Source organism: Paenibacillus durus (genome assembly GCF_000756615.1).
Lineage (GTDB): Bacteria > Bacillota > Bacilli > Paenibacillales > Paenibacillaceae > Paenibacillus_AQ > Paenibacillus_AQ durus.
This window is the reverse complement of sequence record NZ_CP009288.1, coordinates 220,089-244,647: the sequence shown is the minus strand read 5'-3', so window position 1 is coordinate 244,647 and position 24,559 is coordinate 220,089. Positions and strand designations below refer to the sequence as shown.

General features: G+C 51.5%; 22 protein-coding genes, 1 tRNA gene and 1 pseudogene. 7 read left to right on the top strand and 17 right to left on the bottom strand.

The window, feature by feature from the left end; genetic code table 11:
- Positions 1–118 precede the first annotated feature (118 nt).
- From PDUR_RS01195 to PDUR_RS01185, 3 genes are all read left to right on the top strand, one after another.
- Positions 119–2,020 carry a PrkA family serine protein kinase gene (locus tag PDUR_RS01195; protein WP_042204724.1) on the top strand — a complete coding sequence of 634 codons (1,902 nt, stop codon included), beginning with the start codon at positions 119–121 and terminating at the stop codon, positions 2,018–2,020.
- A gap of 361 nt (positions 2,021–2,381) precedes the next feature.
- On the top strand, positions 2,382–3,746 hold the full coding sequence (locus PDUR_RS01190) for a YeaH/YhbH family protein (RefSeq protein ID WP_042204723.1): 1,365 nt from the start codon (positions 2,382–2,384) through the stop codon (positions 3,744–3,746).
- 39 nt (positions 3,747–3,785) lie between these two features.
- Positions 3,786–5,030 carry a SpoVR family protein gene (locus PDUR_RS01185; RefSeq protein WP_042204721.1) on the top strand — a complete coding sequence of 415 codons (1,245 nt, stop codon included), beginning with the start codon at positions 3,786–3,788 and terminating at the stop codon, positions 5,028–5,030.
- A 901-nt stretch (positions 5,031–5,931) separates the two neighbouring features.
- On the opposite strand, the gene PDUR_RS01180 is transcribed toward PDUR_RS01185, so the two are convergent.
- The 4 genes from PDUR_RS01180 to PDUR_RS01165 are packed head-to-tail and all read right to left on the bottom strand — an operon-like array spanning position 5,932 to position 9,879.
- The gene (locus PDUR_RS01180; protein ID WP_179945175.1) at positions 5,932–7,131 is read right to left on the bottom strand and encodes a radical SAM protein; all 1,200 of its coding nucleotides are present in this window, start codon (positions 7,129–7,131) and stop codon (positions 5,932–5,934) included.
- Positions 7,132–7,151: 20 nt separating this feature from the next.
- On the bottom strand, positions 7,152–8,177 hold the full coding sequence (locus PDUR_RS01175; RefSeq protein WP_042204718.1) for an ABC transporter substrate-binding protein: 1,026 nt from the start codon (positions 8,175–8,177) through the stop codon (positions 7,152–7,154).
- Positions 8,178–8,226: 49 nt separating this feature from the next.
- Positions 8,227–9,003 (bottom strand): ABC transporter permease, encoded by a 777-nt coding sequence (locus tag PDUR_RS01170; protein WP_042204717.1) that lies wholly within the window; start codon positions 9,001–9,003, stop codon positions 8,227–8,229.
- A 27-nt stretch (positions 9,004–9,030) separates the two neighbouring features.
- A complete protein-coding gene (locus PDUR_RS01165) occupies positions 9,031–9,879 on the bottom strand; it encodes an ABC transporter ATP-binding protein (RefSeq protein WP_042204716.1) in 849 nt (282 codons plus the stop codon).
- Positions 9,880–10,356: 477 nt separating this feature from the next.
- Between PDUR_RS01165 and PDUR_RS01160 the strand changes: the two genes are divergently transcribed.
- Together PDUR_RS01160 and PDUR_RS01155 are read left to right on the top strand one after the other, a co-directional pair.
- Entirely contained in the window at positions 10,357–11,163 is an 807-nt protein-coding gene (locus tag PDUR_RS01160) for a glycosyltransferase family 2 protein (protein WP_042204715.1), read from the top strand.
- Between the two features lie 13 nt (positions 11,164–11,176).
- Entirely contained in the window at positions 11,177–12,262 is a 1,086-nt protein-coding gene (locus tag PDUR_RS01155) for a glycosyltransferase family 4 protein (protein WP_042204714.1), read from the top strand.
- A gap of 117 nt (positions 12,263–12,379) precedes the next feature.
- Here PDUR_RS01155 and PDUR_RS01150 read toward each other — a convergent pair whose 3' ends face one another.
- The 8 genes and pseudogenes from PDUR_RS01150 to PDUR_RS01115 form a co-directional block, all read right to left on the bottom strand.
- On the bottom strand, positions 12,380–12,706 hold the full coding sequence (locus tag PDUR_RS01150; RefSeq protein ID WP_042204713.1) for a NifB/NifX family molybdenum-iron cluster-binding protein: 327 nt from the start codon (positions 12,704–12,706) through the stop codon (positions 12,380–12,382).
- A gap of 235 nt (positions 12,707–12,941) precedes the next feature.
- Complete coding sequence (locus PDUR_RS01145; protein WP_042204712.1) at positions 12,942–13,361, bottom strand: ArsC/Spx/MgsR family protein; 420 nt, start codon at positions 13,359–13,361, stop codon at positions 12,942–12,944.
- A 128-nt stretch (positions 13,362–13,489) separates the two neighbouring features.
- The gene (locus PDUR_RS01140; protein ID WP_042204711.1) at positions 13,490–14,875 is read right to left on the bottom strand and encodes an MATE family efflux transporter; all 1,386 of its coding nucleotides are present in this window, start codon (positions 14,873–14,875) and stop codon (positions 13,490–13,492) included.
- Between the two features lie 117 nt (positions 14,876–14,992).
- Positions 14,993–15,077 (bottom strand) — tRNA-Leu (locus PDUR_RS01135).
- Between the two features lie 168 nt (positions 15,078–15,245).
- A pseudogene (locus tag PDUR_RS01130) lies at positions 15,246–15,533 on the bottom strand (Rpn family recombination-promoting nuclease/putative transposase); the annotation flags it as partial.
- A 12-nt stretch (positions 15,534–15,545) separates the two neighbouring features.
- A complete protein-coding gene (locus PDUR_RS01125) occupies positions 15,546–16,523 on the bottom strand; it encodes a DUF4179 domain-containing protein (RefSeq protein WP_042204709.1) in 978 nt (325 codons plus the stop codon).
- 4 nt (positions 16,524–16,527) lie between these two features.
- Positions 16,528–17,064 carry a sigma-70 family RNA polymerase sigma factor gene (locus PDUR_RS01120; RefSeq protein WP_042204708.1) on the bottom strand — a complete coding sequence of 179 codons (537 nt, stop codon included), beginning with the start codon at positions 17,062–17,064 and terminating at the stop codon, positions 16,528–16,530.
- A gap of 129 nt (positions 17,065–17,193) precedes the next feature.
- Positions 17,194–18,090, bottom strand: coding sequence for a DMT family transporter (locus PDUR_RS01115; protein WP_042204707.1), 897 nt, complete (start codon positions 18,088–18,090; stop codon positions 17,194–17,196).
- Between the two features lie 171 nt (positions 18,091–18,261).
- On the opposite strand from PDUR_RS01115, the gene PDUR_RS01110 reads away from it, so the two are divergent.
- The gene (locus PDUR_RS01110) at positions 18,262–19,176 is read left to right on the top strand and encodes a LysR family transcriptional regulator (RefSeq protein ID WP_042204705.1); all 915 of its coding nucleotides are present in this window, start codon (positions 18,262–18,264) and stop codon (positions 19,174–19,176) included.
- 23 nt (positions 19,177–19,199) lie between these two features.
- Here the strand turns inward: PDUR_RS01110 and PDUR_RS01105 are convergent, their stop codons facing one another.
- Both PDUR_RS01105 and PDUR_RS01100 read right to left on the bottom strand, forming a co-directional pair.
- On the bottom strand, positions 19,200–20,024 hold the full coding sequence (locus tag PDUR_RS01105; protein ID WP_042204704.1) for an aldo/keto reductase: 825 nt from the start codon (positions 20,022–20,024) through the stop codon (positions 19,200–19,202).
- 28 nt (positions 20,025–20,052) lie between these two features.
- Positions 20,053–21,000, bottom strand: coding sequence for an NADH:flavin oxidoreductase (locus PDUR_RS01100; RefSeq protein ID WP_042204703.1), 948 nt, complete (start codon positions 20,998–21,000; stop codon positions 20,053–20,055).
- Between the two features lie 377 nt (positions 21,001–21,377).
- Between PDUR_RS01100 and PDUR_RS01095 the strand changes: the two genes are divergently transcribed.
- Entirely contained in the window at positions 21,378–22,304 is a 927-nt protein-coding gene (locus PDUR_RS01095; RefSeq protein ID WP_042204702.1) for an AraC family transcriptional regulator, read from the top strand.
- 112 nt (positions 22,305–22,416) lie between these two features.
- Here PDUR_RS01095 and PDUR_RS01090 read toward each other — a convergent pair whose 3' ends face one another.
- The 3 genes from PDUR_RS01090 to PDUR_RS01080 are packed head-to-tail and all read right to left on the bottom strand — an operon-like array spanning position 22,417 to position 24,315.
- Positions 22,417–22,653 carry a tautomerase family protein gene (locus PDUR_RS01090; RefSeq protein WP_025697470.1) on the bottom strand — a complete coding sequence of 79 codons (237 nt, stop codon included), beginning with the start codon at positions 22,651–22,653 and terminating at the stop codon, positions 22,417–22,419.
- A 25-nt stretch (positions 22,654–22,678) separates the two neighbouring features.
- Positions 22,679–23,431 carry an SDR family NAD(P)-dependent oxidoreductase gene (locus PDUR_RS01085; protein WP_042204700.1) on the bottom strand — a complete coding sequence of 251 codons (753 nt, stop codon included), beginning with the start codon at positions 23,429–23,431 and terminating at the stop codon, positions 22,679–22,681.
- Positions 23,432–23,445: 14 nt separating this feature from the next.
- Entirely contained in the window at positions 23,446–24,315 is an 870-nt protein-coding gene (locus PDUR_RS01080) for an alpha/beta fold hydrolase (RefSeq protein WP_042204699.1), read from the bottom strand.
- Between the last annotated feature and the right edge of the window lie 244 nt (positions 24,316–24,559).

Here is a 24,559-nt window from a genome sequence, read left to right as displayed (position 1 = left end):
AAGCAAGAACTATGTCTCTACTGCTCTGTCGGAATGGACGCGCTGTCTTTATACACTTGCGCTGCATCTGTCACCTTGATCCTTTCACGAATGACATTAAAAGAGGGAGGCGGTAAGCATGACGTTCTTGGAAAAATTACTAACGTATCGGGACAAGGAGAATGATCTCTTCTGGGAAGGCTCCTTTCTCGATTACCTGCAGCTTGTTAGAGAGAATCCGCGAATCGCCGGGACAGCGCACGAACTGGTCTACCGGATGATCGAGGCGGCAGGTATAACCGAGCTGGGGGACGGCCGGCGGGAGTACGCTTTTTTCAGCGGAACCCTGTTCGGGCTTGAGGATGCCGTTCAGCTGCTCGTGGAAGAATATTTCCGTCCTTCGGCCCAGCGGCTTGATGTCCGCAAGCGTCTTTTGCTCCTCATGGGTCCGGTCAGCGGCGGTAAATCAACACTTGTCACCCTGCTGAAGAACGGTCTCGAATCTTTTACACGCACGCCCGAAGGCGCGCTCTACGCCATTAAAGGCTGCCCGATGCAGGAGGAGCCTCTCCATCTTATCCCCCGCGAGCTGCGCGAGGAATTCCGCAAGGAGTACGGGGTGCATATCGAAGGCGATCTCTGCCCGGTCTGCCGGATGAGGCTCGAAAGTGAATACGGAGGCCGGATTGAGGACATGCCCGTTATGAGGGTTCTGTTCTCGGAGAGCGACCGGACAGGAATCGGAACCTTCGCTCCGTCGGACCCCAAATCGCAGGATATTGCCGATCTGACGGGCAGCATTGATTTTTCAACCATTACCCGTTACGGTTCCGAATCCGACCCCAGGGCCTACCGTTTTGACGGCGAACTTAACAAGGCCAACCGCGGCCTGATGGAATTTCAAGAAATTCTGAAATGCGATGAAAAGTTTCTGTGGAATTTGCTTTCATTGACGCAGGAAGGCAATTTTAAAGCGGGACGATTTGCGCTCATCTCCGCCGACGAACTGATCATAGCCCATACGAACGAAACCGAATACCGCGCATTTATCTCCAATAAGAAGAATGAAGCCCTCCACTCCCGCATGATTGTCATGCGTATACCCTATAATCTGAAAGCCAGCCAGGAAGAACGGATTTACCGCAAGCTTGTTGACGCCTCGGGCCTGAACAATCAGGTGCATCTGGCACCCGGAGCACTCTTTGCCGCCTCTGTCTTCACCGTGATGTCCCGTCTCAAAGAACCAAGAAAGCCCGGCATTGATCTTGTCAAAAAAATGTACCTCTACGACGGCGTCGAAGTCGACGGCGTGAAGAAGGGCGATGTGGACGAGCTGCGGCGGGAGCATCCCGACGAGGGCATGTCCGGGGTCGACCCCCGTTATGTCATCAACCGCATTTCCAGCGCGCTGATCAAAGGCGGCAAGTCCTGCATCAACGCACTGGATGTGCTCCGCTCCCTCAAAGAGGGGCTCGACCAGCACCCTTCGATCTCCAAGGAAGAACGCGAGCGGCTGATGAATCTGATTACGCAGGCCCGCAAGGAGTACGATCATAAAGCGAAGACCGAGGTGCAGCGCGCTTTTGTCTACTCGTTCGAGGAATCGGCCCATACGATGCTCAACAATTATCTGGACAATGTCGAGGCGTACTGCAGCGGTCACAAGATAAAGGACCCGATCACCTCCGAAGAGCATGATCCGGACGAGAAGCTGATGCGCTCCATTGAGGAGCAGATTGGCGTGACCGAGAACCAGAAGCGGGCGTTCCGCGAAGAAATTCTGATCAAAATCTCGTCGTTCGCACGCCGCGGCCGGCAGTTCGAGTACACCTCGCATGAGCCGCTTAAAGATGCCATTGAGAAAAAATTGTTCGCCGATCTGAAAGACGTCATCAAAATTACAACCTCGACGATCAACCCGGACGAGAGCCAGCTCAAGCGCATGAACGAGGTCTCCCGGCGCCTGATCGACCATCACGGCTACTGCGCCACTTGCGCCAATGAGCTGATGAAATACGTCGGCAGTCTGCTGAATCGGTGACGAGGCGGGTTTGCCCGGTATCGTATTCAGATTGAAGAACCGGTTACGAGGCGGGTCCGCCTCAGAGCGTTGAAGTCTGCTGAATCGATAGTCAGGGGCAATTGCCCGTATCGTATTTAGCTTGCTGAAGCGGTAACGGGGAACAGACAAGCCTTGGCAGCGGACGTGTTCGCCGTTACAGCAGCGTTTCTCTTTAAAGAGCGGGAAGGAGCAGTCCTGCTGGAACTCCCTCCCGCATCAACCTGTGGGTGACGGCCATGAAGGCCGTACGCCCCTTTTCCTTGTTCCTCTTCTGTACGATTGCACGCCGGATCAACTGCATTTTCAGTGAAGAATCCATTTATTCCAGGAGGTGGGCGGCATGGACAAGCGATTGTTCGTGATCGCGCGCGACGACTGGTCGCTGCACCGCAAGGGAGAAATCGACCAGGAGCGTCACAAGCGCAAAGTAAAGGAAGCGATACGTGAAAATCTCGCCGACCTTGTCAGCGAAGAGTCGATTATAATGCCCCAGGGCGATAAAGTGATCAAAGTTCCGATCCGCAGCCTGGATGAGCCGAAGTTCCGCTACAATACCCAGGACAAGCCGCAGGTTGGACAGGGACAGGGCGGCACGCAAGTCGGTGATATTATCGGCAAGGCGGGAGACGGCGAGGCGGCGGGACCTGGCAAGGGACGCGAAGCGGGCGATCAGCCGGGCGCCGACTATTACGAGGCGGAGCTGACGATCGACGAGCTCGCCGAGCTCGTGTTCGAGGATTTGAAGCTGCCGAAGCTGAAGCCTAAGGCCGCTCCCGATCTGACTGTTGAAGACGTCCGGTTCGAGGACGTCCGCAAGCAGGGCATGATCTCGAACGTGGACAAAAAGCGCACGCTGTTCGAGGCGATCAAGCGTCAGGCGCTAAGCGGAGGACTGCCGGGAGCGGCAGGCGCGGCGGCGTGGTCGGAATCCACCGCCGATTATGGCGGCTATGACGCGGATGCCATGGGCGGAGCTGCCGGAGCCGTTCCAGCTCCGGGCACGAATGATCTCGCCGGAACGGCGGCGCGGCTCGGACTGACCCTTGGGCTGCACTCGGCGGAAAGCGCAGGGTATATTCCGGATTCCGGCGCGTCCGTTCCGGTCCTTGGCCCGATCATCGGCGACGATCTGCGGTTCAAGACATGGGAGGATATCCGGAAGCCGCAGTCCTCGGCCGTCGTGCTTGCCATGATGGATACGTCGGGATCGATGGGCAGCTTCGAGAAGTACGTGGCCCGCAGCTTTTTCTTCTGGATGGTCCGTTTCCTGCGGACCAAGTACGAGAATGTGCAGATCCGGTTCCTGTCTCACTGCACGGAGGCGAAAGAAGTGGACGAGGATTCCTTCTTCCGCAAAGGAGAGAGCGGCGGAACGAAATGTTCCTCGGTATATGAACTTGCGCATACGATTTTGGATGCGGACTATCCACCGGGCCAGTTCAACGCCTACGCCTTCCACTTCTCGGACGGGGATAATCTCGACAGCGATAATCCGGCAACCGTGAAGCTGGCGGGCGACCTGCTGGAGAAGGTCAACATGCTGGGCTATGGTGAAATCCGGCAGCATATCTACGGCAGCAAGCGGCTCTGGGAGTCGCTGGCGAGCTTGAATTCTCCCGCCTTTGTACAGGCGGTTCTGAAGGAAAAGGAAGATGTATTTAAGACGCTGAAGGCGTTCTTCGGCGACGAGGTGGCGGCAAGCTAAAGGCATGGCAATCTCTTACGTCAGGAGGAGGCGGCACTTATGATCGATCAAGAAGCGGAACAGCTGGAACAGGCGGCGGAGCGCCTGACGGAGCTTGCGCTGGAGCATGGGCTCGATTTCTTTCCGATGCGCTACCAGGTATGCCCGGCCGAGGTGCTGTACTCCATCGGCGCATACGGCATGCCAACCCGTTTTGCGCATTGGAGCTTCGGTAAAGCCTACCAGCGCATGAAGACGGAATACGACCATGGACTGAGCAAAATTTACGAGCTGGTGATTAACTCCGATCCCTGCTACGCGTTTCTGCTGGACAGCAATACACTGCTTCAGAATAAGCTGATTGTGGCGCATGTACTGGGGCACAGCGATTTCTTCAAAAATAACGCCATGTTCGCGGGCACCGACCGGCAGATGGTTGAACGCATGGCCGTATTCGCCGACCGCATCGAGCGGTTCAGCCATGAATACGGCTCGGACGAGGTCGAAGCCTTTCTGGACGCGGGCATCGCCATTCAGGAGCATGTTGATCCGTTCGTGCGGTTCGGCCGAGCCGAAGGCTTCCGGGAAGCGGACGGCGGAGTGAAGGATGTTATCGGCTATATCGCGGGCCATAGCCGGTATCTTGAGGAATGGCAGAGGGAAATTCTGTATATGCTCCGTGCCGAAATGCTCTATTTCTGGCCGCAGATGGAGACGAAGATTATGAACGAGGGCTGGGCCAGCTACTGGCATCTGAAGCTCGTCCGCGAGCTTGACCTCAGCGATTCGGAAATTGTCGAATTTGCCAAAATGAATGCAGGCGTCATCCAGCCTTCCCCGGGACGGATCAACCCGTACTATCTGGGCCTCATGATGCTGCGGCATATCGAGAAGAAGGAAGGACTTAAAGCGCTGTTTGAAATCCGGGAGACGGAATCGGACGTGTCGTTCATCCGCAACTATCTGACGAAAGAGCTGGCGGAAGAGATGGATCTGTTCGTCTTCAAGCAGGAGGAGCGGGTATACAAAGTAACGGCCAAGGACGTCGCCGAAATCAAGGATAATCTGATCCGTTCGCGGACCAACGGCGGCTTCCCCTACTTGACCGTCAAGGACGACGACCTGCACGGCCGGGGCGAGCTGCTGCTCGACAACCGGTATGAAGGACTGGAGCTCGACCGGAAATACGTCGAACGCACCCTTCCGCTCGTTCACCGGCTGTGGGGCCGGAACGTGCATTTGCGGACCATCGTGGACGGACAGGAAAAGACGTATATGTACGACGGCAAGCAGCTCGCTGGATAAGAGAAGCCGTTGACAAAATGAGGGTGCTCCAGAAGTGGATTTTAAGTCTCAAGGACACAACCATTATGTAAAAAAAGCAAGCCGGCCGGTCAAGGGATTCATCCTTGACCGGCCGGCTTGGCATTTGGGTCAACCGTATAATTCTTCAGTAAAAGTAGATGCGCCGGATATAGGCGTAGAGGATGATTTGTTGAGAAGTCTAGGGTGATAGCGGTGTCTTCATCCTATCTTTTTGTTTTCCCAGAGCTAAAAAATTGAGGCAGCCTCCCAGGTCACTTCATTACCTTTTGGGATACTCCCGTTCGGGACGCCCCGCTGTTGAGATGTACTGCTGCGGGCATGGTGCGTACTTCTTGACGCTCCAAAATCAAGGGATGAGGCCACGCGCTGTAATTGAAGTTCAGCGTCTGGCAAATGGGCTAAAAGTGCAGGTTTTTCAAATCCAAATCTTTCATACATAGAGAAATCCTGAATTTATGCAGGAATTTAAGGCCGTATCAGCTGAATACAAGACTGAACATAGGAAAAAACTGTATATCCGCAGGTGTGTGATACAACGGGTTTTCTCACGCGGCCAAAAGATGCATAATTTCAGGCTTTCTGCATGATCCGCTTCATGGTCGCACCTGGATTCTCTGAATAACGGTCGGTCCCCCGTCTCCCCCCCCCCCCGGCTACTATTTAATATCTTTGCATGGGAAACGCCATTATGTTACTTGATTCATAAATAGCCGAAAAATAAGGCATACTGCCGAAAAGACAGTACGCCTTAGAGAACAATCCATATGTACCAAAGTGCAAGGGGAGCAGCCGAACCTATTGGTTCGGCTGCCTCTTGGCTTTTATGTTCGCCCGGCCTCATGCCGGTATCATGATCCCTACTCCCTTATTCCTGCAAAAATCAGACAACCGAAGGTTCGCCCTTGAATACCGGCAGCCGCTCCTCCTCAATTTTGTAAATATCATTCCATAATCCGTCTGCAGAGGCGCTGGAATCATACAGCTGCTCATAGGTAAACCCGGCGCCGCGGAAAATATCGACGATTTTATACGCAACGTCCAGATGCCACTCCGGAAGCGGCGACCGATGGCCCTCATATTCCGAACCGAGATTCGGAATCCAGGCTCCGGCATAGGCGATTACCCCTTGGGAGGCAAGATATTTCACGCCTTCCAGCGTTGATTTCTTGGTCTCCATGCCGCCGACAAAATTGGAGCGGACACGGCCATGGCCGAAGACGACCGCAGCCCGTTCCAGCGCTTTCACCCAATGATCCCAGCCGCCGCAGTGAATCACCTTTCCGGGGCAGACCGAATTAAAAATATTTTTGTCCCATATCTCCAGATTCATGGCTATTGTACGGTAGCCGGCATCTTTGTAACGCTCAAGGATGCTAAGATCCAGCGGCGCGCCGATTACGGCTGTACCGTTGAAGTCCTCAAGCCCAGTATGCTCTTGAATCGCCTCGGCCACGTCGAAGTAGTAATCAATCTCCCGCCGCTCAGGGATAAATCCTCCGCTGATGGTAATATGCTTCGCTCCCTCTTGGTAAGCGACCGCAGCGGTTTCGCCAATCTGGCGCGGGTATTTCCAGCTTACGCCATGCTCTTCCCCATACGTATCATGCGTATAGTTGATGTTGCAATATTTGCAGTCATGCCCGGTTTCCTTCAGAAAGCACTCGTTGCTGTAGGAGACGAAGATGGCGCCTTCCCCGTTGTGAGTCGCAACCTGATTCATATTGGCGCCGTCCGACGTCTTCAGGCTGTAGTACTTGGGGCGCTTTTTCAAGCTTACCGGAAACAGTTCCTTGCGCTCATGGTACAGGATGAAATGGTTCCCCTCTTTGCGCAGCTTGTAAGGAGACCGGTCGTTCCAGCGGTAGCCCACCCGCAGTCCTCCTGGAGTATAGAAGCACACCGGCAGAACAACACCCGTATGATTATGCAGATTGTAATCGAACAGCGTTTGGATTTGTTCCTGGTATTGGTCACCCAGCCCTGCCCCTTCAAAAATGGCGGGATCGGCGTTTATCCCCTCAACCTGGCACGCATTCTTGATGGCAAGCTCCTCATGCAGCCGATTTTTCAAATCGCTCATTGTATGCATCTCCCTTATTTTTATTTAGCAGTCACTTTATCCGGAAAAGCTTCCTTTAATCCTTCCAGCGCCAGCTTGTCGTCAAGCTTGAAATCCTGCTCGATATAGCCGTTGTCAACGCTCCATTTCTTAATCTCTTCCAGTTGGTTCAAATCTTCCTGGGAGAAACGGATGTCGAATTCCCATTCATTCTTAATTTCCCGCAGCGCGTTATCCTTTGGAATTTTCACCTCTTTGAAGGCCAGCTCGGCGGCCTCTTCCGGATGATCGGCAATATACTGGGAAGCCTCCGCCAGCGCCTTGTTCAGTCCCTCCGAGATTTGAGGATTATCCTTGATCAGAGCTGCTTTTGCGACCAAAAATCCCTTTGTTCGGATGTTGATTGCGGATAGATCGTTAAGCGCTTTGGAGCCCTCTACCTTTTCCGCCTTGTCGAAGAACGCGGTGCCGAACCAGGCGGCCTGAATGTCGCCTCTGTCGTAAGCCGCCAGGATCTCTGCCGTGGATTGCAGCGGAACGAGAGTAACATCCTTCTTGTCGATATGGAACGTCTCAAAATACTTGCCCCAGATGTATTCGTTCACCGTCCCCTTTTGTACGCCCAGCTTCTTGCCGATCAGATCCTCGGGCTTACTGATTCCGTCTCTGGCGAACAGCTTCGAACTGGTCTCTTTCGGCGAGGAGAACAGGGACAGCACCTTTAAATCTCCCTTCGACAGCGCGCTGAGCGCCGCATAATCCATCGCTTCCCCGACATCCACCCGGTCGGTCAGTACCGCATTGAGTGTGTCAATACCGAAGGAAAATGTCGATATTTCAGCATCGATTCCATTTTTCTCGAACAGGCCCTGCTCTTTGGCTACCCGAAATTGCAGCGAGAACAAAGAGGAATCTCCCCCGATTCGCACTTTCTGCAGCTTGGCGCCATCCGCCGTCTCTTCCGACTTCGCCTTGGCGTCTCCGCAGCCTGACAATGAAATCACGATTCCCATTAACAAAACTGCTGCGGCGACTGCTTTCCATACCTGGCTTTGCTTGCTTTTCACTTGTCTTGTCCCCCCATGATTACAGTTCAAGTTTACTTCCCAAACCTTTTTACTTTCCAAATCTAGTCTCTTTGGCAATTCCATAGCGCCCCAGCGTCGTCTTCCCCATCCAGCGCAGCAGCTGGTCCCCGGCAAAGCCCATCAATCCCAGCAGCAGAAGGCCGACGAAAATCCAGTCCGTCTTGGAATACAGCCGCGAGGTCCAGATCAGATAACCGACTCCCTCATTGGCTGCTATCATCTCCGCCCCGACAATGGCCATGAATGAGTTCCCCATAGCCAGCCGGACCCCGTTGAAAAAGGCGGGAACGACAGCGGGAATAATCACATGAATCAAAATCTGCCGCTCCGAGGCTCCCAGCGACCGTGCCGACCGGATTTTGTCATCCTCCACATTCACTACACCCGCAGCCGTGTTCAACACGACAATGAACAGCGTCGCATACATGATAAGAATGACTTTTGACTGCTCTCCGATCCCAAACCACAGTATAAACAGGGTAATAAAGGCCAGCGCCGGAATGAACCGGAAGAAGTTCAGATAAGGCTCGACCAGTTCCCGCAGCCATCTGAACCTGCCGATCAAGAGGCCGGCCGGAATGCCCAGCAGACTGCCCAGCAGCCATCCGAGCACCACCCGCTTAAAGCTGATTAAGACGTAAGAGACCAGTGAATTGTCCGTGAACAGTTCCACCGCCCCCTGCAAAGTCTGGATCGGAGTGGGGAAATAGTCCGGATTTGAGTTCATGGCCACCAGCTGCCACACGATCAGGAACAGCAGCCAGGAAATAAGGCCGGCCTTCAATCCTTTCCGAACATAACGCATCGTATTTTTGCCTCCTTTCAGAGTGGCTTATAAATGAAAATACAGATCGTCCTGGAAGATGCTTTGGAGCTTTTTCTGCATTAAATTGAACTCCCGCGAGGTGATGTCACGGGGATACTCAAGACGGTTATCCATAATTTCGAACACGCGCGAGTCCGGACCTATGGACATAATGCCGATGCGGCCCCCGAGCAGCACCGCCTCCTGAATATCATGCGTTACAAAAATGACCGTCTTCTTGGTCTCCGTCCATATCCGCACCAGTTCATCCTGCATTATTCTGCGGGTGAACGCATCCAGGGCCCCCAGCGGTTCATCCATCAGCAAAAGCTCCGGGTCATTCGCGAGTACCCTTGCGATCTGAACCCGCTGCTTCATGCCGCCCGACAGCTCACGAGGAAATTTACGCTCATGCCCCGTTAGGCCCGCCAGTTCGATATACCGGTCGGAGACAGCCTTGCGTTCCCCGCGGCTCACCCCCTGCATACGCAGGCCGAATTCGATGTTCTCCCGGACATTCAGCCAAGGGAACAGGGAAGCATCCGGATGCTGGAAAACCATGGCCCGCTCTTTTCCAGGCCGGTCAATGGTCTGTCCGTCCACGAGCAATTCGCCTTCGGTCTGCTTCTCAAAACCGGCGATCAGGTTAAGCAATGTGGACTTGCCGCAACCGCTAGGACCCAGAAGGATAAAAAACTCCCCCCTCTGAATGTTCAGATCGACATCTTTCAGCACCTGATAGCGAACTGCCCCCTTGCCGCTGCCGGATACAAAAGATTTGCCGAGCTTCCGGATCGAAATGATCGACTGCTTAGTATTCTCCTCTGGGGAAGCATCGGTTATCGCGTCCGTGGAGATCAATGGATAGCGGGACATCTGCATTACTCCTCTCGTTAAATTAAGATAAAGCTGCGGCGCAGGCCTTTCGTTAAACACAAAAGGCCGCTTCTTTCTTCCGGGAGAAGAAAGAATACGGCCTGCGGCTGTCCGCTCGACTTTATTTAAGAATTGCCTTTGATTTCGCCAAAACTTACAATTCCGAGTTACTTGATAGGATTATATTGTTTTGCTTTTATTACGTCAATATTCTTGTTTAAAAATCCTGAATATTTCTATCACATTGTTACAATTTTGTGTTTCGGTTTGGCCTCGCAATCCGGCCGGCGTATCCGCCATTCACGCACTCATTCAAAAGGATGAATATAAGGTGAACTATTGAGGTATATACACTAGTTTAACTTTGGGATTAAACTAAACCTAAAACCTATTATTCTCTGGAATTATAAGAAGTGAAGCGTTAGACCCGGACAACTTAACATAGCGGTAACCGCCAAAAAAGAGGTGAACTAAACATTGACTGACAGCAAACGATTGTCCGTTGTGATTATCACACAGAACGAGGAAGAGAAGATTGAGCAGGCCATTCTCTCCTGCCGTCCCTTTGCGGACGATATCGTCGTCGTCGATGGAGGCAGCACCGACGGAACGGTCCTCATTGCGAAGCGGCTCGGCTGCACCGTCTACCATAATCCCTGGCCGGGATATGCCAAACAGCGAATATTCGGGGCGGATCATGCGCCCAGCAACTGGATCTTTTTTATCGACTCAGATGAGGAGGTAAGCGAAGAGCTCCAGAAGTCGCTGATGGACTGGAAAAAGGAGCCGGAGAATAAGGTGAAAGCCTATACAGTGTACCGGATCGGCGATTTTCTCGGCAAGTGGATGCCAAAGGGCGAGCATCTCGTGAGGCTGTACAAAAAAGATGAAGTGCGGATGAAGGACGTCCTCGTTCACGAAGGCCCGGATGTCGATCCCTCCGCAGTCCCTTGTTTGGATGGAACACTCTGGCATCACGGCTACCGCAGCATTCAGGACCATGTACAGCGCTTTAACAAGTACACCGATCTCGAAGCCCGAAAAGATTATGATCGAAGAAAAGCCTTCAGTCTGATGAGACTTCTGTTCAGACCCCCCGCCAAGCTGATCTATACCCTGTTCGTCCGCAAAATGATTACGAAAGGAGTTGCCGGTTTCAGCGTCGCCTTTTTCTGGATGTATTATGAGTTTCTCAAGGAAATCAAACTCTATGAACTTTACGGCCGGGAAAAAAAACGTGAGAAGCCGGTCTATGTCATCGAAAGCGAGAAACGCCCAGTTTAAAGGAGGGAACCTCGTGCGTATTCTTCATATCGCCAATCATGTGAAGGAAACGGGTAACGGAATCGTTAACGTTATGGTCGACCTGGCTTGCGAACAGGCAGCAAGAAATCATCAGGTGTGCATCGTATCGGCGGGCGGACAGTATGAAGAGCTTATTGCCAGGTACAACATCCGGCATTACTATCTGGACCAGACAAGAAGGCCCGCTCAGCTGATGCGGGCTGTTTTTAATTTCAGACGGGTAGTCGCAGACTTCTCACCCGATATCATTCATGCGCACATGATGACCGGAGCGATACTCGCCCGCTATCTGAAAGGCTTCCGTAAATATAAGGTCGTGACTCATGTTCATAACGAGTTTCAAAAAAGCGCGGACTACATGAAGGTTGGCGACAGAGTGATCGCCGTTAGCCAGGCAGTTTCCAAGGCCATGGCTGGCCGGGGTGTCGGCAAGGACAAGCTTCGCGTCATTCTGAACGGCACCATTGGAAGCCCGCGCGATTCTGATTCCGGTCCTATCCCCTTGGAAGGGCAGGCTATCATCACGGTTGCCGGTATGTACGAGCGTAAGGGGATCTCCGATCTCATCGACGCCTTCGATCTTCTTGCGGGCGACCATCCGCAAGCAAGGCTCTATATCGTAGGCGACGGGCCGGACCGTGCCAAGTTCGAGGAGCGGGCTGCGGCCTCGCCTTTTTCCGGCAGAATCCGGTTCGCAGGCTTCCAGGCCGAGAGCCGCCGCTGGATGAAAGCCGCAGATGTATTCGTCCTGGCTTCCCATAAGGAACCGTTCGGGCTTGTCCTGATCGAGGCCCGGGAATCGGGCTGCGCCATCGTAGCCACCGATGTGGACGGCATCCCCGAAGCACTGGATTATGGAGAAGCGGGAATTCTGGTTCCTCCCCGGGACGCCAAGGCGCTCTCCGCAGCAATTGGGGAGTTTCTCTCCAATGAGGCAAAGCGCCAGCACTACCGCACCCAGGCCGGGGCAGGACTGGACTATTACCGCGTGGGGCGCGTGGCGGAAGAAATGCTTGGGGTTTACGATGAACTGCTGTTTGGAACGTCTGTGCTCGCAGGGGCTGCGGGTAACAAGTGAGGAATGAGTTAGAGAGTGAAAAACAACCAACCCGCTGCTACAGCGGGTTGGTTTCGTTACTGACCAACTTTTTGATAGCATCCCAAGTGTATTGTTAACAGCTCCAGCAGCGAAGGATCAGGTGGTAATAAGCTTCTCCTGAGCATGCTTAAGCGAGATATAATCGGTGCTGAACGCTATCCCGCGCTCCTTAAGCTCCTCGCCGACCCCCATGCCGATCCGGCTGACAAGCACTGTGCTGCAATCGGATAAAAGGCCTATTATTTTGTTCAACTGCTCCTGGCTGTGTCTGCCGGTGAGGCCGTCATTTCCTGTCTTGCGGACTTCCGCCAGTGTCCACTCGCCCTCCGCGGATACATCATAAACCATAAACTGTTCGCAGCTGCCGAAATGCTGGTCAATCCATTGCCCATCGCTGCTGCCTATCGCAATCCTGCTCGACATTCGTATCCCCCTCCTACTGTAAGTGCCGGCATATTAACAACACTATACTGCCTGCCTGAAAGAATACCAAGGCTGTTCATTAAACATTTGGAAACTGCGGGAGCTAAGTTAACATTGGAATAGCAGGCTAGGCTACGGTAATGCAACGGGAATCAGGCGGCAAAACTAAAAAAGAGCGCCTGTTAAGGCACTCTACTCTCACCACAGCGTCACTATTAAATCCGGCAAAGCTTGTTCACGACCCGGAAGCGCAGGCGCCGCCCTGATCCTGGCTATGGCAGCCTGTATTGTAACCGGAGGGAACTTCACAGAGGCCAATCTCCTTCAGATGTTCCGCATCGAAACCTGCAAGAACCTGACCGCCGATATTCATGAGCGGGCGCTTAATCAGGATGGGATCGCTGCATAACAACTCCAGCGTCTCCTCCCGGGAAAGGGCTCCCGGAATGACCTGACCCGATTTGACCGCAGGGGCGTTCGGGTTGAACCAATCTTTCAGCTCCAAGTCTGCAAGATAGGGCTGCAGCGTCTCGGGTGTCCACTCCGTACTCAGCAGCGACCGTTCCTCCAGCGTATGACCGTAACTTTCCAGCAGCGACTTTTGGCGGACCGCTCCCATACAACCGGGCTTGGTATAGAAAATGATATGCGCCATTCATGTACCTCCTTAAGATGGAATGTTTAAATCCATAATAAGGCAATCCCTCTATGCTGGCAATGAATCTCTTTACAACATAAATAGAAGGGAACACCCAGCTGGCACCAGACCTGACAGTCTGCCTATTAGATAAGGCGGTGCTGGTACCATTTTTTTCCGAGGAACCGTTTGAGAAAAATCCCGCCCCGTACTGCCCATTCACAGTCCATCGCAAGCCAGACGCCAAGAACGCCTAAGTCCAGAACAATGCCCAAAATATAACCAAGCACGACGCGGAACAGCCACATGGACAGCATGGAAACGATCGAGGTAAACTTGGAGTCGCCCGCCGCCCGAAGCCCCGAAGGAACAATAAAGCTAATAGACCAGAGTGGAACTTGGAGAATCGTATTGATAAGTACAATCAAGAAAATATCGTCCACAATTTCTGCAGGAGGATGAAACAGCGAGACGAGCGGCTTGAAGAACGGCAAAATCAACAACCCCATGAGCACAAAGGACAGCGACGACGCCACAATAAAGGACTTGATGAACTTTCTCGCATCTTTAACATCCCCCCGCCCCATGCATTGACCGACCACCGTAATAATAGTCAAAGCCAGCGCATTCGCGGGAATTTGCATAACTCCGGCAAAAGCGGCGCCAATCGCATTGGCGGCAATCGCGTACGTGCCTATGCTTACGATAAAGATTTGGGTCAAAATCTTGCCCCCGTTAAAAAACATTTGCTCCGCCGCAAACGGAAAGCCGATGAACATAATTTTTTTCAACATGGATAGATTCAGTGACAGGATGTCGCGGAGCTTGATTTGCAGATTGCTGTCCAGCCGGAACAAATAGTACAGGGCGCAAAAAGCCGCTAAATACCGGGCTATATTAATGGATATGCTCATACCGAGAACGCCCATATTCAGCAAATTAATAAATACGAGATTTAAGAGGACGTAAATCAGATTCATGATCAGCGACAGAAAGAGCGAAGCCCGCGTACTGCCGATCCCCCGAAGGGCCCCGCACACCGCTTCCACAACCGCAATGCCTAAGAATGAGATGCTGCTGCCGATCAAATAGGTCCTGCCATTGGCCATAACATCCGGCGCCGCGGCGCCGAACAGCAGGTTAAGCAGAGGGCCGTGAAACAGCACCCCGAACAACCCGACGCAAAGCGCCAACAGAGACACGGAAGATACCGCACCGGCTGTCGCTTTCGAGACCATAGCATTGTTGCCGCTCCCTTTATACTGGGCTACTACAACCGTTCCGCCTGTCGCAACGGCGATAAATACACTAAGCAAAAAAATGTTAATGGAGTCGATCATATTCACCGCACTGATCGCCGCCACTCCAGCCGAGCTGATCATGGCCGTGTTCACGAGATTAAGCCCCACCACGAAGGCCTGGTCAATCAGAATCGGAATAAATAGCGCGATCATCTGGCGGTAGTCCATAGACTGCCCGGAGAAATATTTTTCAAGTAAGCCCTGCTTCACGTTCACATTAGGCTGTATCATATGTCTTCACTTCTCTTCCAAATAAAAACTTTGTCCCCAAAAAAAGAAAAAGGCTCTTCATAATTGAAGAGCTGTTGCTAAGTAACTTGGACTGCATCGTCATTTATCTATCTTGTATGCGGTCGAGAGGACTCGAACCTCCACGGGGGGTTAGCCCACACGGACCTGAACCGTGCGCGTCTGCCAATTCCGCCACGACCGCGTATGAATACAAAAATAATACAGCCACAAAAAGTAATATACCATGGATTGATTGAGAGGACAACCATAATTTTAAGATAACCTCCATTATCCCAAGAAACGCGGACAATGAAGGCTCGTTAGATCCGCCCCCTCATAAACGCACAAATTCAACAAGAGGTTACATTATTTAAAGCTTTATAGACTTAATCTCGTCTTCAGTGAGACCGGTTGCTTTGGCAATTGTAGCAATGTCCAAGCCCATAGCGAGCATATTTCGAGCTACTTGCATTTTGCCCTCGATAATACCCGCCGACTTCGCCCCCTCAACCATGGAAGCTTCATCATGTAAATATTTCTGTCTAGCCTCATACAATCGTCTGGCCTCCGAATCCTGGCTCAAATATTGCAGGGTGTCCATCGCCTTCTCCAACCCAGGCTCATTCATCTTCAGCACCTCCCAATAGGATGTATCGGCGTTCGCTTCTCATTATCGAATTTGAACTTCAGGCCCTACCTCTTCATTATTCTCATTAACAGGGATAAGCGAATAGGTCTCTTTCTCTAAATCAATCGGTACATAACGGGTATATGAAGTGTCTCCAATATCGCTAGAGCCATAGCCTTCACTAAAAGGAACTTCCTTGCCATCAGAGGAAATAAGTTTGAAACGAGTCGATTCCGATGCCTCTGTCGTATCATAATAGATTAATGTCGAAACGGGGGTGACAATCACCTTTTTAAGCGTTATTTTTTGTCCATTATTGAGTGTGATGGTCTTGTCGATAGTAAAGGTTTTTGTATCTTTCTCTAACTGACTTGTTGACACCGTTATATTAAATACCCACGGCTCTTCAATCGCAATCCTTTTACGTTTACTGATTGTATCATAAGTAATTTTGATTTGAAGCGGACCATCATTCGGTAAATGACTCATCTTTATATCCCCATAAATCGTATACATGCCATCATTTACTTTAATCGACTGTGCTCCTCCTGATTTTTGAAGGTCTTCTCCGTTGACAAGGACATGTGGAGACAGAAAAGTTTGATAATCAAAAGAGACACCTTTAGCCGGCTCAAATGTCGAGCTTATGAGGAGCCTGTCCGCATCGACTAGCACTTCATTCAGTGTCAGCTTGCCATATGCATTTTCAGCCGTTTCACCGATTGCTGTTTTATAGGCTGAATAATTGGCTGGTTTATCTCCATTAATAAAATGTTCGATGAGTCCCGCCACAAATGGCATCTGTGCGAGCGATACTTTTCCAAGAGGAATGGTTACACCTATTGCCAGAAGGAGGGCGGCAGCTAGCCCTATCCATTTTTTTGAGTAGTTATGTTTGCGTTTATGAAGCTTTATTAATACACGTTTTTCCCATTTTTTTCGTTCAATCTCTGTTAAAGGCATTTCCTCATATTCTGATACATCAAGCTGCAAATCATTTAACTCTGTATACATTGACATGGATTCACACCTCATTCTTAGGAATAAAAATCTGTTTCAGCTTCTTGCGCCCGCGTGAGAGCTTGTTATGAATCCAGGACGCCTTCACATTCATTTGCAGTGCTATTTCACGAGATGATACCCCCTCTAAATAGTACTTCTCAAAAATGGCCCGTTCTTTGGAAGATAAGTGAGCTAACACTTCCTCCACATCTTGTTTCGGGGATATCGGCTGCTTTTGGTATAGATGATCGGATATTTCCGCACTGATAAATTGCTGCCGGTTTCTCATCATTCTTCGCTGGTAATCAATTGCGCGGTACTTTGCAATGGCGGCAATCCACTGCTTAAATGTATTTTTCCTTTCATCGAATGCGTCGATATTATGCCAAATGGCCAGCAGCACATCATCTAAACATTCTTCATAATCCAGCTGACTGTTCTGTATATGACGTTTAATAATCGCCGTGAGTAATCCCCCGTAACTTTGAATGATGAATGCAATGGCCTTCTCGTTGCGGTTTTTAGTTTGTTGTACAACATTATCTTCTGTTATTTTCACAAATGCTGCCCTCCCTCACACTATTGTTCGGTACCTACTATGTAATACGAATCAAAAGGCATAAACCTATCAGAATGTTGCTTCTTAATTAGAAGGACCTTACCCTCTTATACTTTATTAATCAAATACTCATGACACTCCCTTACCATTGCCGTATCCAACCCGATCCGGAGTAACGCTCTTCCGCTTCACCTCGGCCATCAGCACCCCAAGTAGAATCAATGCGGCTCCAACGTAACCTCTCAGGGGCAGCAGTTCGTTCGCGAACAGGTAAGCGAATATCGCGGCAAAAACGGGCTCCAGCGAGAAAACAAGTCCCGTATGCGCTGGTGTGGTATATTTTTGCGCGATGGACTGAACGATATAGCCGATTGCGCTGCATACGACGCTTAGTATCAGGATCGATACCCATCCCCCAGTTGATTCAGGAAGGCGGGGATGTTCGAACATGAACGAGAATACCAAGCCGAAGCCGGCCGCGAATCCTAATTGCAGAATTCCCAGATTCAGAGTGTCCGCAGTCTTCGCCGCCGCTCCCGTCACCAGAATATGGGCAGCGTACAGCAGCGCAGCCAGGATGCACAATAAATCCCCAGGCTTTATGCTCATCGGACCGCTGATCGTGAGCAGCCCGATACCGATAAGCGCCGAGCAAGCGCCCGCGATCAGCTTCGCTTCCGGCTTCTGCTTCAGTACAATCGCAGACAATGCCGGAACGAAGATTACCGTCAAGCTGGCAAGAAATCCTGCATTGGACGTCGAAGTGCTTCCGAGACCGAAGATAATGGAGGCAGATACGGCAAACAGGATAAACCCTAGTACGAAGGCATACATTAGCGTCATTTTATCCGTCGAACGCAACCGTTTGAACCATATGGCCGCACATAGCACAAACGCCAAACCGAATCGAAGTGCGACCAGGTTGAACGGGGATACGGAATCCAGTCCGGTCTTCATAAATAGATAAGACGAGCCCCAGCTCATCGTTACGAGCATCATCAGCAAATCGGCGTTTCTGGCTTTCATTCATTCTCTCCCCTTTGTGTTCTGGTGAAATCGCGAGGGAAGTCCGCTTTCCTAAACCGGCACTGGACGTATCCCGGATCTAAGGTTAGTATATAACTGAACAAAGGATAAATAAAATGAATGTTTATAACTATATAGTTGAATAATATTCATGAAAAAGAGGCGGAAATTATGAGCTTGATCAAATACGAAGTCTTTCAGAAAATTGTTGAGCTTGGGAGTCTCACCCGTGCAGCTGAAGCGCTGGGACTTACTCAGTCCGCGGTCAGTCATGCCATCAGCAGCCTTGAAGATGAGTTCGGCTTCGTTCTGCTGATCCGCAATCGAACGGGCGTCCGATTGACATTGAACGGTGAGCGGGTGCTGAGGCATATTCGGAATCTGCTGAACTGTGACGAACAGCTTAAACAGGAGATCGATGCGATTAAGGGGGTGGAAGCCGGAACCATCCGCATCGGCACCTTCTCCAGCGTCTCTATCAACTGGCTGCCGGGAATCATCCGCAGCTTCCGGCAGGAGCATCCGCTCATCGAAGTAAAGCTTATTAACGGCGATTACGATGAGATCGAAGGCTGGCTAAAAAACGGGGAGATCGACTTCGGCTTCATGTCCTTGCCGACTTCGGACAGCTTCGAGGCCATTCCTCTGTGGATGGACCGAATGGTCTGTATCGTTCCCAAGCAGCATCCGCTTAGCGGATGCAAGCACATATCTTATGCTCAGATCGAGCAAGAGTCGTTCATCATGCCGACGAAGGGCTGCGACCAGGACGTCAGACGCGTATTACGCACACTGCCACATCAGCCGCGAGTTCAGTTCGAGGCAGGGGACGATTATGCCATTATCGCCATGGTGGAGAATGGACTCGGCATCAGTATTATCTCGGAGATGATTCTAAGCAGCCGGGACCACCAGGTCTCCATGCTGGAACTTGAGGCTCCCAACTCCCGGTCGCTCGGAATCGTCATCCCCTCCATGAAGCATGCTTCCCCTGCGACAAGCAAATTCATCGAACTAACTAAGCTATGGGTGGACAATTGGAGGCTCTCGCACGAGGAGTTTCCGCTGGGCGAACTCCATCCGTAGCGTACTTCAGGCTTCCCATTGCCTCAAAAGTTGAAGTTGTCGGGGTCCGGCCCCCAGCGGGCATTACGGTTTAACGCATCGATGGCTCTCATATCTTCCTCGGCAAGTTCAAAATCAAAAATGTCGGCATTCTCCCGAATCCGGCTGTCATGAACCGACTTGGGAATGGTGATGATTCCGTGCTGCAAATCCCAGCGGAGAACAATTTGCGCAGGCGTCTTGCCGTATTTTCTTCCCAGTTCCCACAGCACGGGGATGTTTAACTGCCCCCGGATCAGCGGGGCCCAGGCCTCGATTTGAATGCCGTTGTCCCGGCAAAAAGCGCGCAGCCGTTCCTGCGACAGCAGCGGATGCAACTCCACCTGATTGACCATCGGCACGGTCTCATAATTTTGCATAATCACGTTTAAATGCTGCTCATGGCAGTTGCACACCCCGATGGCGCGCACATAGCCTTCCCGGTATAATTTTTCAAAAGCCCTCCAGGCTTCCAGATACTTTCCTCTCGCGGGCCAGTGGATCAGATAGAGATCAATATACTCAAGACCGAGCCTTTTTCTGCTGTTCTCAAACGCTTGAAGCGTCGTTTCGTAGCCCTGGTTGGTATTCCAGACTTTTGTCGTGACGAATAGCTCTTCCCGAGGTACGCCGCTTGCCCTAATCGCTCTTCCCACTCCGTCTTCATTAAAATAGGCTTCTGCCGTGTCGATGCTTCGATAGCCCGCGCGCAGTGCGGACAGCACCGACTGCTCCACCTGGCGACCGTCCTCAACCTGATATACGCCAAACCCCAGCCGCGGCATTTTGACGCCGTTATGGAGCGTTACGGTATCCGTAATTTTGTTCATAGGATCGACATCCTTTCCATTGATATGTTCAAGTATGCTGGCTGGCCTGCTCCCGCCACAGATTTGGAAGATCCGGCTGATGGATCAGGGGCCGCGAGATGGCAAAATATTCGATGTCCGTCGTACCCAGTATTTCTTCCATCACGGCCGGTGTTCGGTTCAGCCCAACCAATATAACGGGAACCTGAACATCCTTAGCAATGAGCACCGCATCGTCTCGAAGCACGGATTCCTTGTAGGGAAACGCTCGGCCTGGCATGAACGGACCGTATCCCCCGCTGATTTCAATTCCGTCTATGCCTCGGTCAGCGAGCTGCTTGCACAAATATCGGCATGACGTGAACACCTCATCGTCACCATCCAAATCGGTACTGTTCAGCTTGATAAACACACCGAAGTCTTCGCCCGCCCGTCTCCTTATTTCATCGTAAATCTCTATAATCAGTCTCGATCTGTTCTCCAGGCTCCCGCCGTATTCATCCTGCCGACCGTTCTTGCTTGGACTAAGAAGCTGGCTTAGAAAATACCTGTGGCCTGCATGAATTTGCACACCGTCAAAGCCGGCCCGTTTCGCTCGCAGGGCACTCTCCCCAAAGGGCTCAACAATAGCTTTGATTTCTTCGTTCGACGGGGCATCCGCCGTCCACATTTCACCGTCTTTGGCGGCATACGCAAGCTGTATGATGATCGGGCAGTCATTGTCATGCGCGACATCCGTCATTTTCCGGTACTCCGGAATAAGAGAGTCATCGTAGAACCCCATCATTCCGTGCAAATACTTCGAGTCTTCGGTAATATAAGCAACCCCCGTAATAATCAGACCGACGCCTCCCTCGGCGAGATCTTGATATACCTTCAGGACTTCATCCGTCAGGTGACCGGACTTATCCGCCAACCCCTCATGAGTAGCGGACCGGATCAGCCGGTTTTTCAGTTTGATGCCGTTAATGCGGGTCTCATCGAACAGGGTTTTCATCGTCGATATTCGCTGCTCCTTCCGGATAATATTTGCCTGATGCTATATGATCTAAAACCTGCAACGTTTGTTCAGCGTCCAATTACACCTTAATTATAAAAGAAATAACCTCATGTTCCGTAGCATAATACTCGTTATTTATTGCCTATTCCTTCACGATTCAATATAATTGTATAAGTTTAATTCGAAAAAACGACATCAGGTTAAGGAGTAACGAAGGGGAAGTTTGGAACTGTAGGAGCGACAGCGATCGCCTTTGTCTCCGGATTTCATCCGCGAATAGCGGTTTCAATTAAGAAATCTGGAGACAACAGCGGCCGGAAGTCCAAACATTCCTCGAAGTTACGAACGATACCTAAATAGAAAAGAGGATGTGAATGAGCGTGCAGGAGACAGATAGCGAGGTAAAAGAGAAGCAGCAGGAACTGGCGAGATGCATCGATCGGCTGGTGCATACAGACGGAACGCATCCGACAGCCATTCCATCCTTGCGTTTGATTCGCACGTCGACCGTGTCCGAACCGCTGCATACCGTCCATGAGCCATCTTTATGCGTGATCGCGCAGGGGTCGAAATTTGTTGCACTGGCGCAGGAAACCTTTCAATACGATCCGGCATCCTACATGATTGCCTCCGTGCATCTTCCGGTGTGCGGCCAGATTATTCAGGCTTCCGAGGATTCTCCCTTTCTAGGCATCCAGCTTGGCATAAGCACCGATCAGGTTCTCGATATGATGAAAGAAACAAGCTCGGCATGGCGCGGAAAAATCAACTCCGGACGTGGAATTTCGGTCAGCAAAACCAAGCCGCTGCTGCTTGACGCCATTATAAGATTGGTTCGCCTGCTGGAAATGCCGCAGGATATTCCTGTGATTGCGCCGCTGATCATCCGTGAAATTCTGTATCGGGTTCTGCAGGATGAACAGGGTGATCTCGTCAGACAATTCGCCGTCATCGGCAGCCATGCGCAATGCGTGGCCAGAGTCATCCAGCTTATCCACTCCGGCTATGATCAGCCTCTGCGGATTGAAGATCTGGCCAAGGAGGTCAACATGAGTCCCTCTTCGCTTCATCAATATTTTAAAAAGGTGACGGCCATGAGTCCGATCCAATACCAGAAGCAGCTTCGCTTGCAGGAGGCCCGCCGCCTGCTCATCTCCGAATCCATGGATGCGACGCACGCCGCCTACAAAGTCGGTTACGAAAGCCCTTCCCAGTTCAGCCGCGAGTATACACGTATGTTCGGCCTGCCTCCTAAAAGCGATGTCAAGCAGCTCCAGGATTCGCTATATCAGGGAATATGAGCACACAGCAAACCCAGTACCATGACGGCACTGGGTTTGTTTTTATATTATCGGGATGGCTAGCCCGCCAATTGCCTGCGAGCTGCAGCCCGTTAAATAGGATTGGCAAAAGTTAAGTTGTCTTGGCGGCGCGCTGCCGCCGGTATTCCAGGGCGGGCAGCCCGCCCCATCCCCAATTCTCCGGCTCAACCTCTTCGATAATGACGTAGGTGGAGTCAAGCGGCTTGTTCAGCACATTAAGCAAAAGCTCGCTGGCGCCCTTGATGAGCGCGGCCTTTTCTTCGGCTGTAACCGACTGCCGGTCCGGCGCGGTACCCTCACGGGTCACCTGAATGGTCACGATAGGCATGTTCATTCTCCTCCTGTTTCAGATTTCACCAGTGTCCGGCGTTTTGGCCGCCATCGACGTGAAGAATCTCTCCGGTCACGAAGCTGGCCGAGTCCAGATACAGGATCGCTTCGACGATCTCTTGAACCTCGCCCATACGGCCCACAGGATGCAGCTTATTCAGAAAATCATGAGCTTCCACCGGATGCATCGGCGTTTTGATGACCCCCGGCGAGACCGCATTTACGCGAATGCCATTAGCCGCATACTCGATCGCCAGCTCTTTTGTCGCGGAGTTCAGACCGCCTTTGGTCAAGGAGGCGAGTACGGCCGGCACCCCAGCGATCGGCTGGTCAACCAGGCTGGTCGTAATGTTAACGATGTGGCCCGAGCCCTGCTTCAGCATCTCGGTTACCGCACTTTGAGTGACATGAAAGAAGCCTGCGACATTGATCGACATGACCGAGGCAAAATCCGCTTCGGAGTATTCCGTGAACGGCTTGGCCACAAAGACCCCGGCATTGTTGATCAGCGTGTCGATACGTCCAAAACGGGCCAACCCTTCGGCAATCACGCGCCCGGCCGTTTCAGGGTCCGCAATATCGCCAGCTACACTTAGCACATGCTTTCCGGTTGGGTCGATTTCCCTCGCAGCCTCAGCCAGCGCCTGTTCGCGGCGGCCATTGATGACGACGTTCGCTCCCTGTTTCACGAATTCTATGGCCGTTGCTTTCCCGATCCCGCTGCTGCCGCCCGTAATTACGACTACTTTTCCTGCTGCTTTTCCTTGAGCATTCATTGGTTAGTCCCCCTCTAGTTATTCATCAATCTTTCTTCCAAAAAATGCTTGATCAAGCTGACGCTGACATCCAAATCCTCTTCGAGCGGAAAATGCCCGGTATTGAGCAGATGAACTTCAACATCGTCCAAATCCTGTTGGTAAGCGAGTGCACCGTCCGGGCCGAAGAAAATATCGTTTTTCCCCCAGGCCACCAGCGCCGGCGGTTGATAGGTACGGAAAAATTCATGCCAGCTCGGATACTGCTTCAAATTGTTCTGGTAATCATAAAAGAGCGCCAGCTGGATGTCGCTGTTGCCGGGGCGATCCAGCACGAATTGATCTACATTCCACGTATCCGGGCTGATCGCCTCAGGATTCCGGGTGCCGTTCACATATTGATATTTCGTGATTTCAGGCGTCAGCAAGCCGAGGATGTTGTTTCGATTCGTCTCATCGGCGGGATTCTGCCAATAGGCCCGGATCGGGTCCCACGCGGACAATAGCCCTTCTTCATAGGCGTTGCCATTTTGCGAGATGATGGCCTCAATTCGTTCGGGATGCATTACCGCGAGCCGGAAGCCGACGGGCGCGCCGTAGTCGTGGACGTAGATGCTGTATTTTTGCAAGTTGAGCTGTTCCACAAAGGAATTCATCAACTTCGCAAGATTATCAAAGGTGTATTCAAACTCAGACACAGACGGCTGATCGCTGTTGCCAAAGCCGGGATAGTCAGGGGCAATGATGTGGTATTGATCCGCGAGCCGCACAATCAAGTTACGGTACATGTGGGACGAGGAAGGAAAGCCGTGAAGCAGCAGAATCGTCGGATGCTCCTCATCTCCAGCCTCACGATAAAAAATATTAATGCCATCAACCGCTGCATACCTGTGTTTAACACTCATTAATCTCACCTCATCATAAATTTTATACATACAGGTCTGTATATATTAAGTGCGGCAACATCTCTAACGATCCGCATCGACAATTGTTATTATACATACAGGTCTGTCTATTTTCAAGTCCTTTTTTTGATTTTTTTATTTATATAAGATGAACTTGAAAAAATGACATCAGGGTAAGGAGTAACGAAGGGGAAGTTTGGAACTGTAGGAGCGATAGCGATCGCCTTTGTCTCCAGATTTCAAC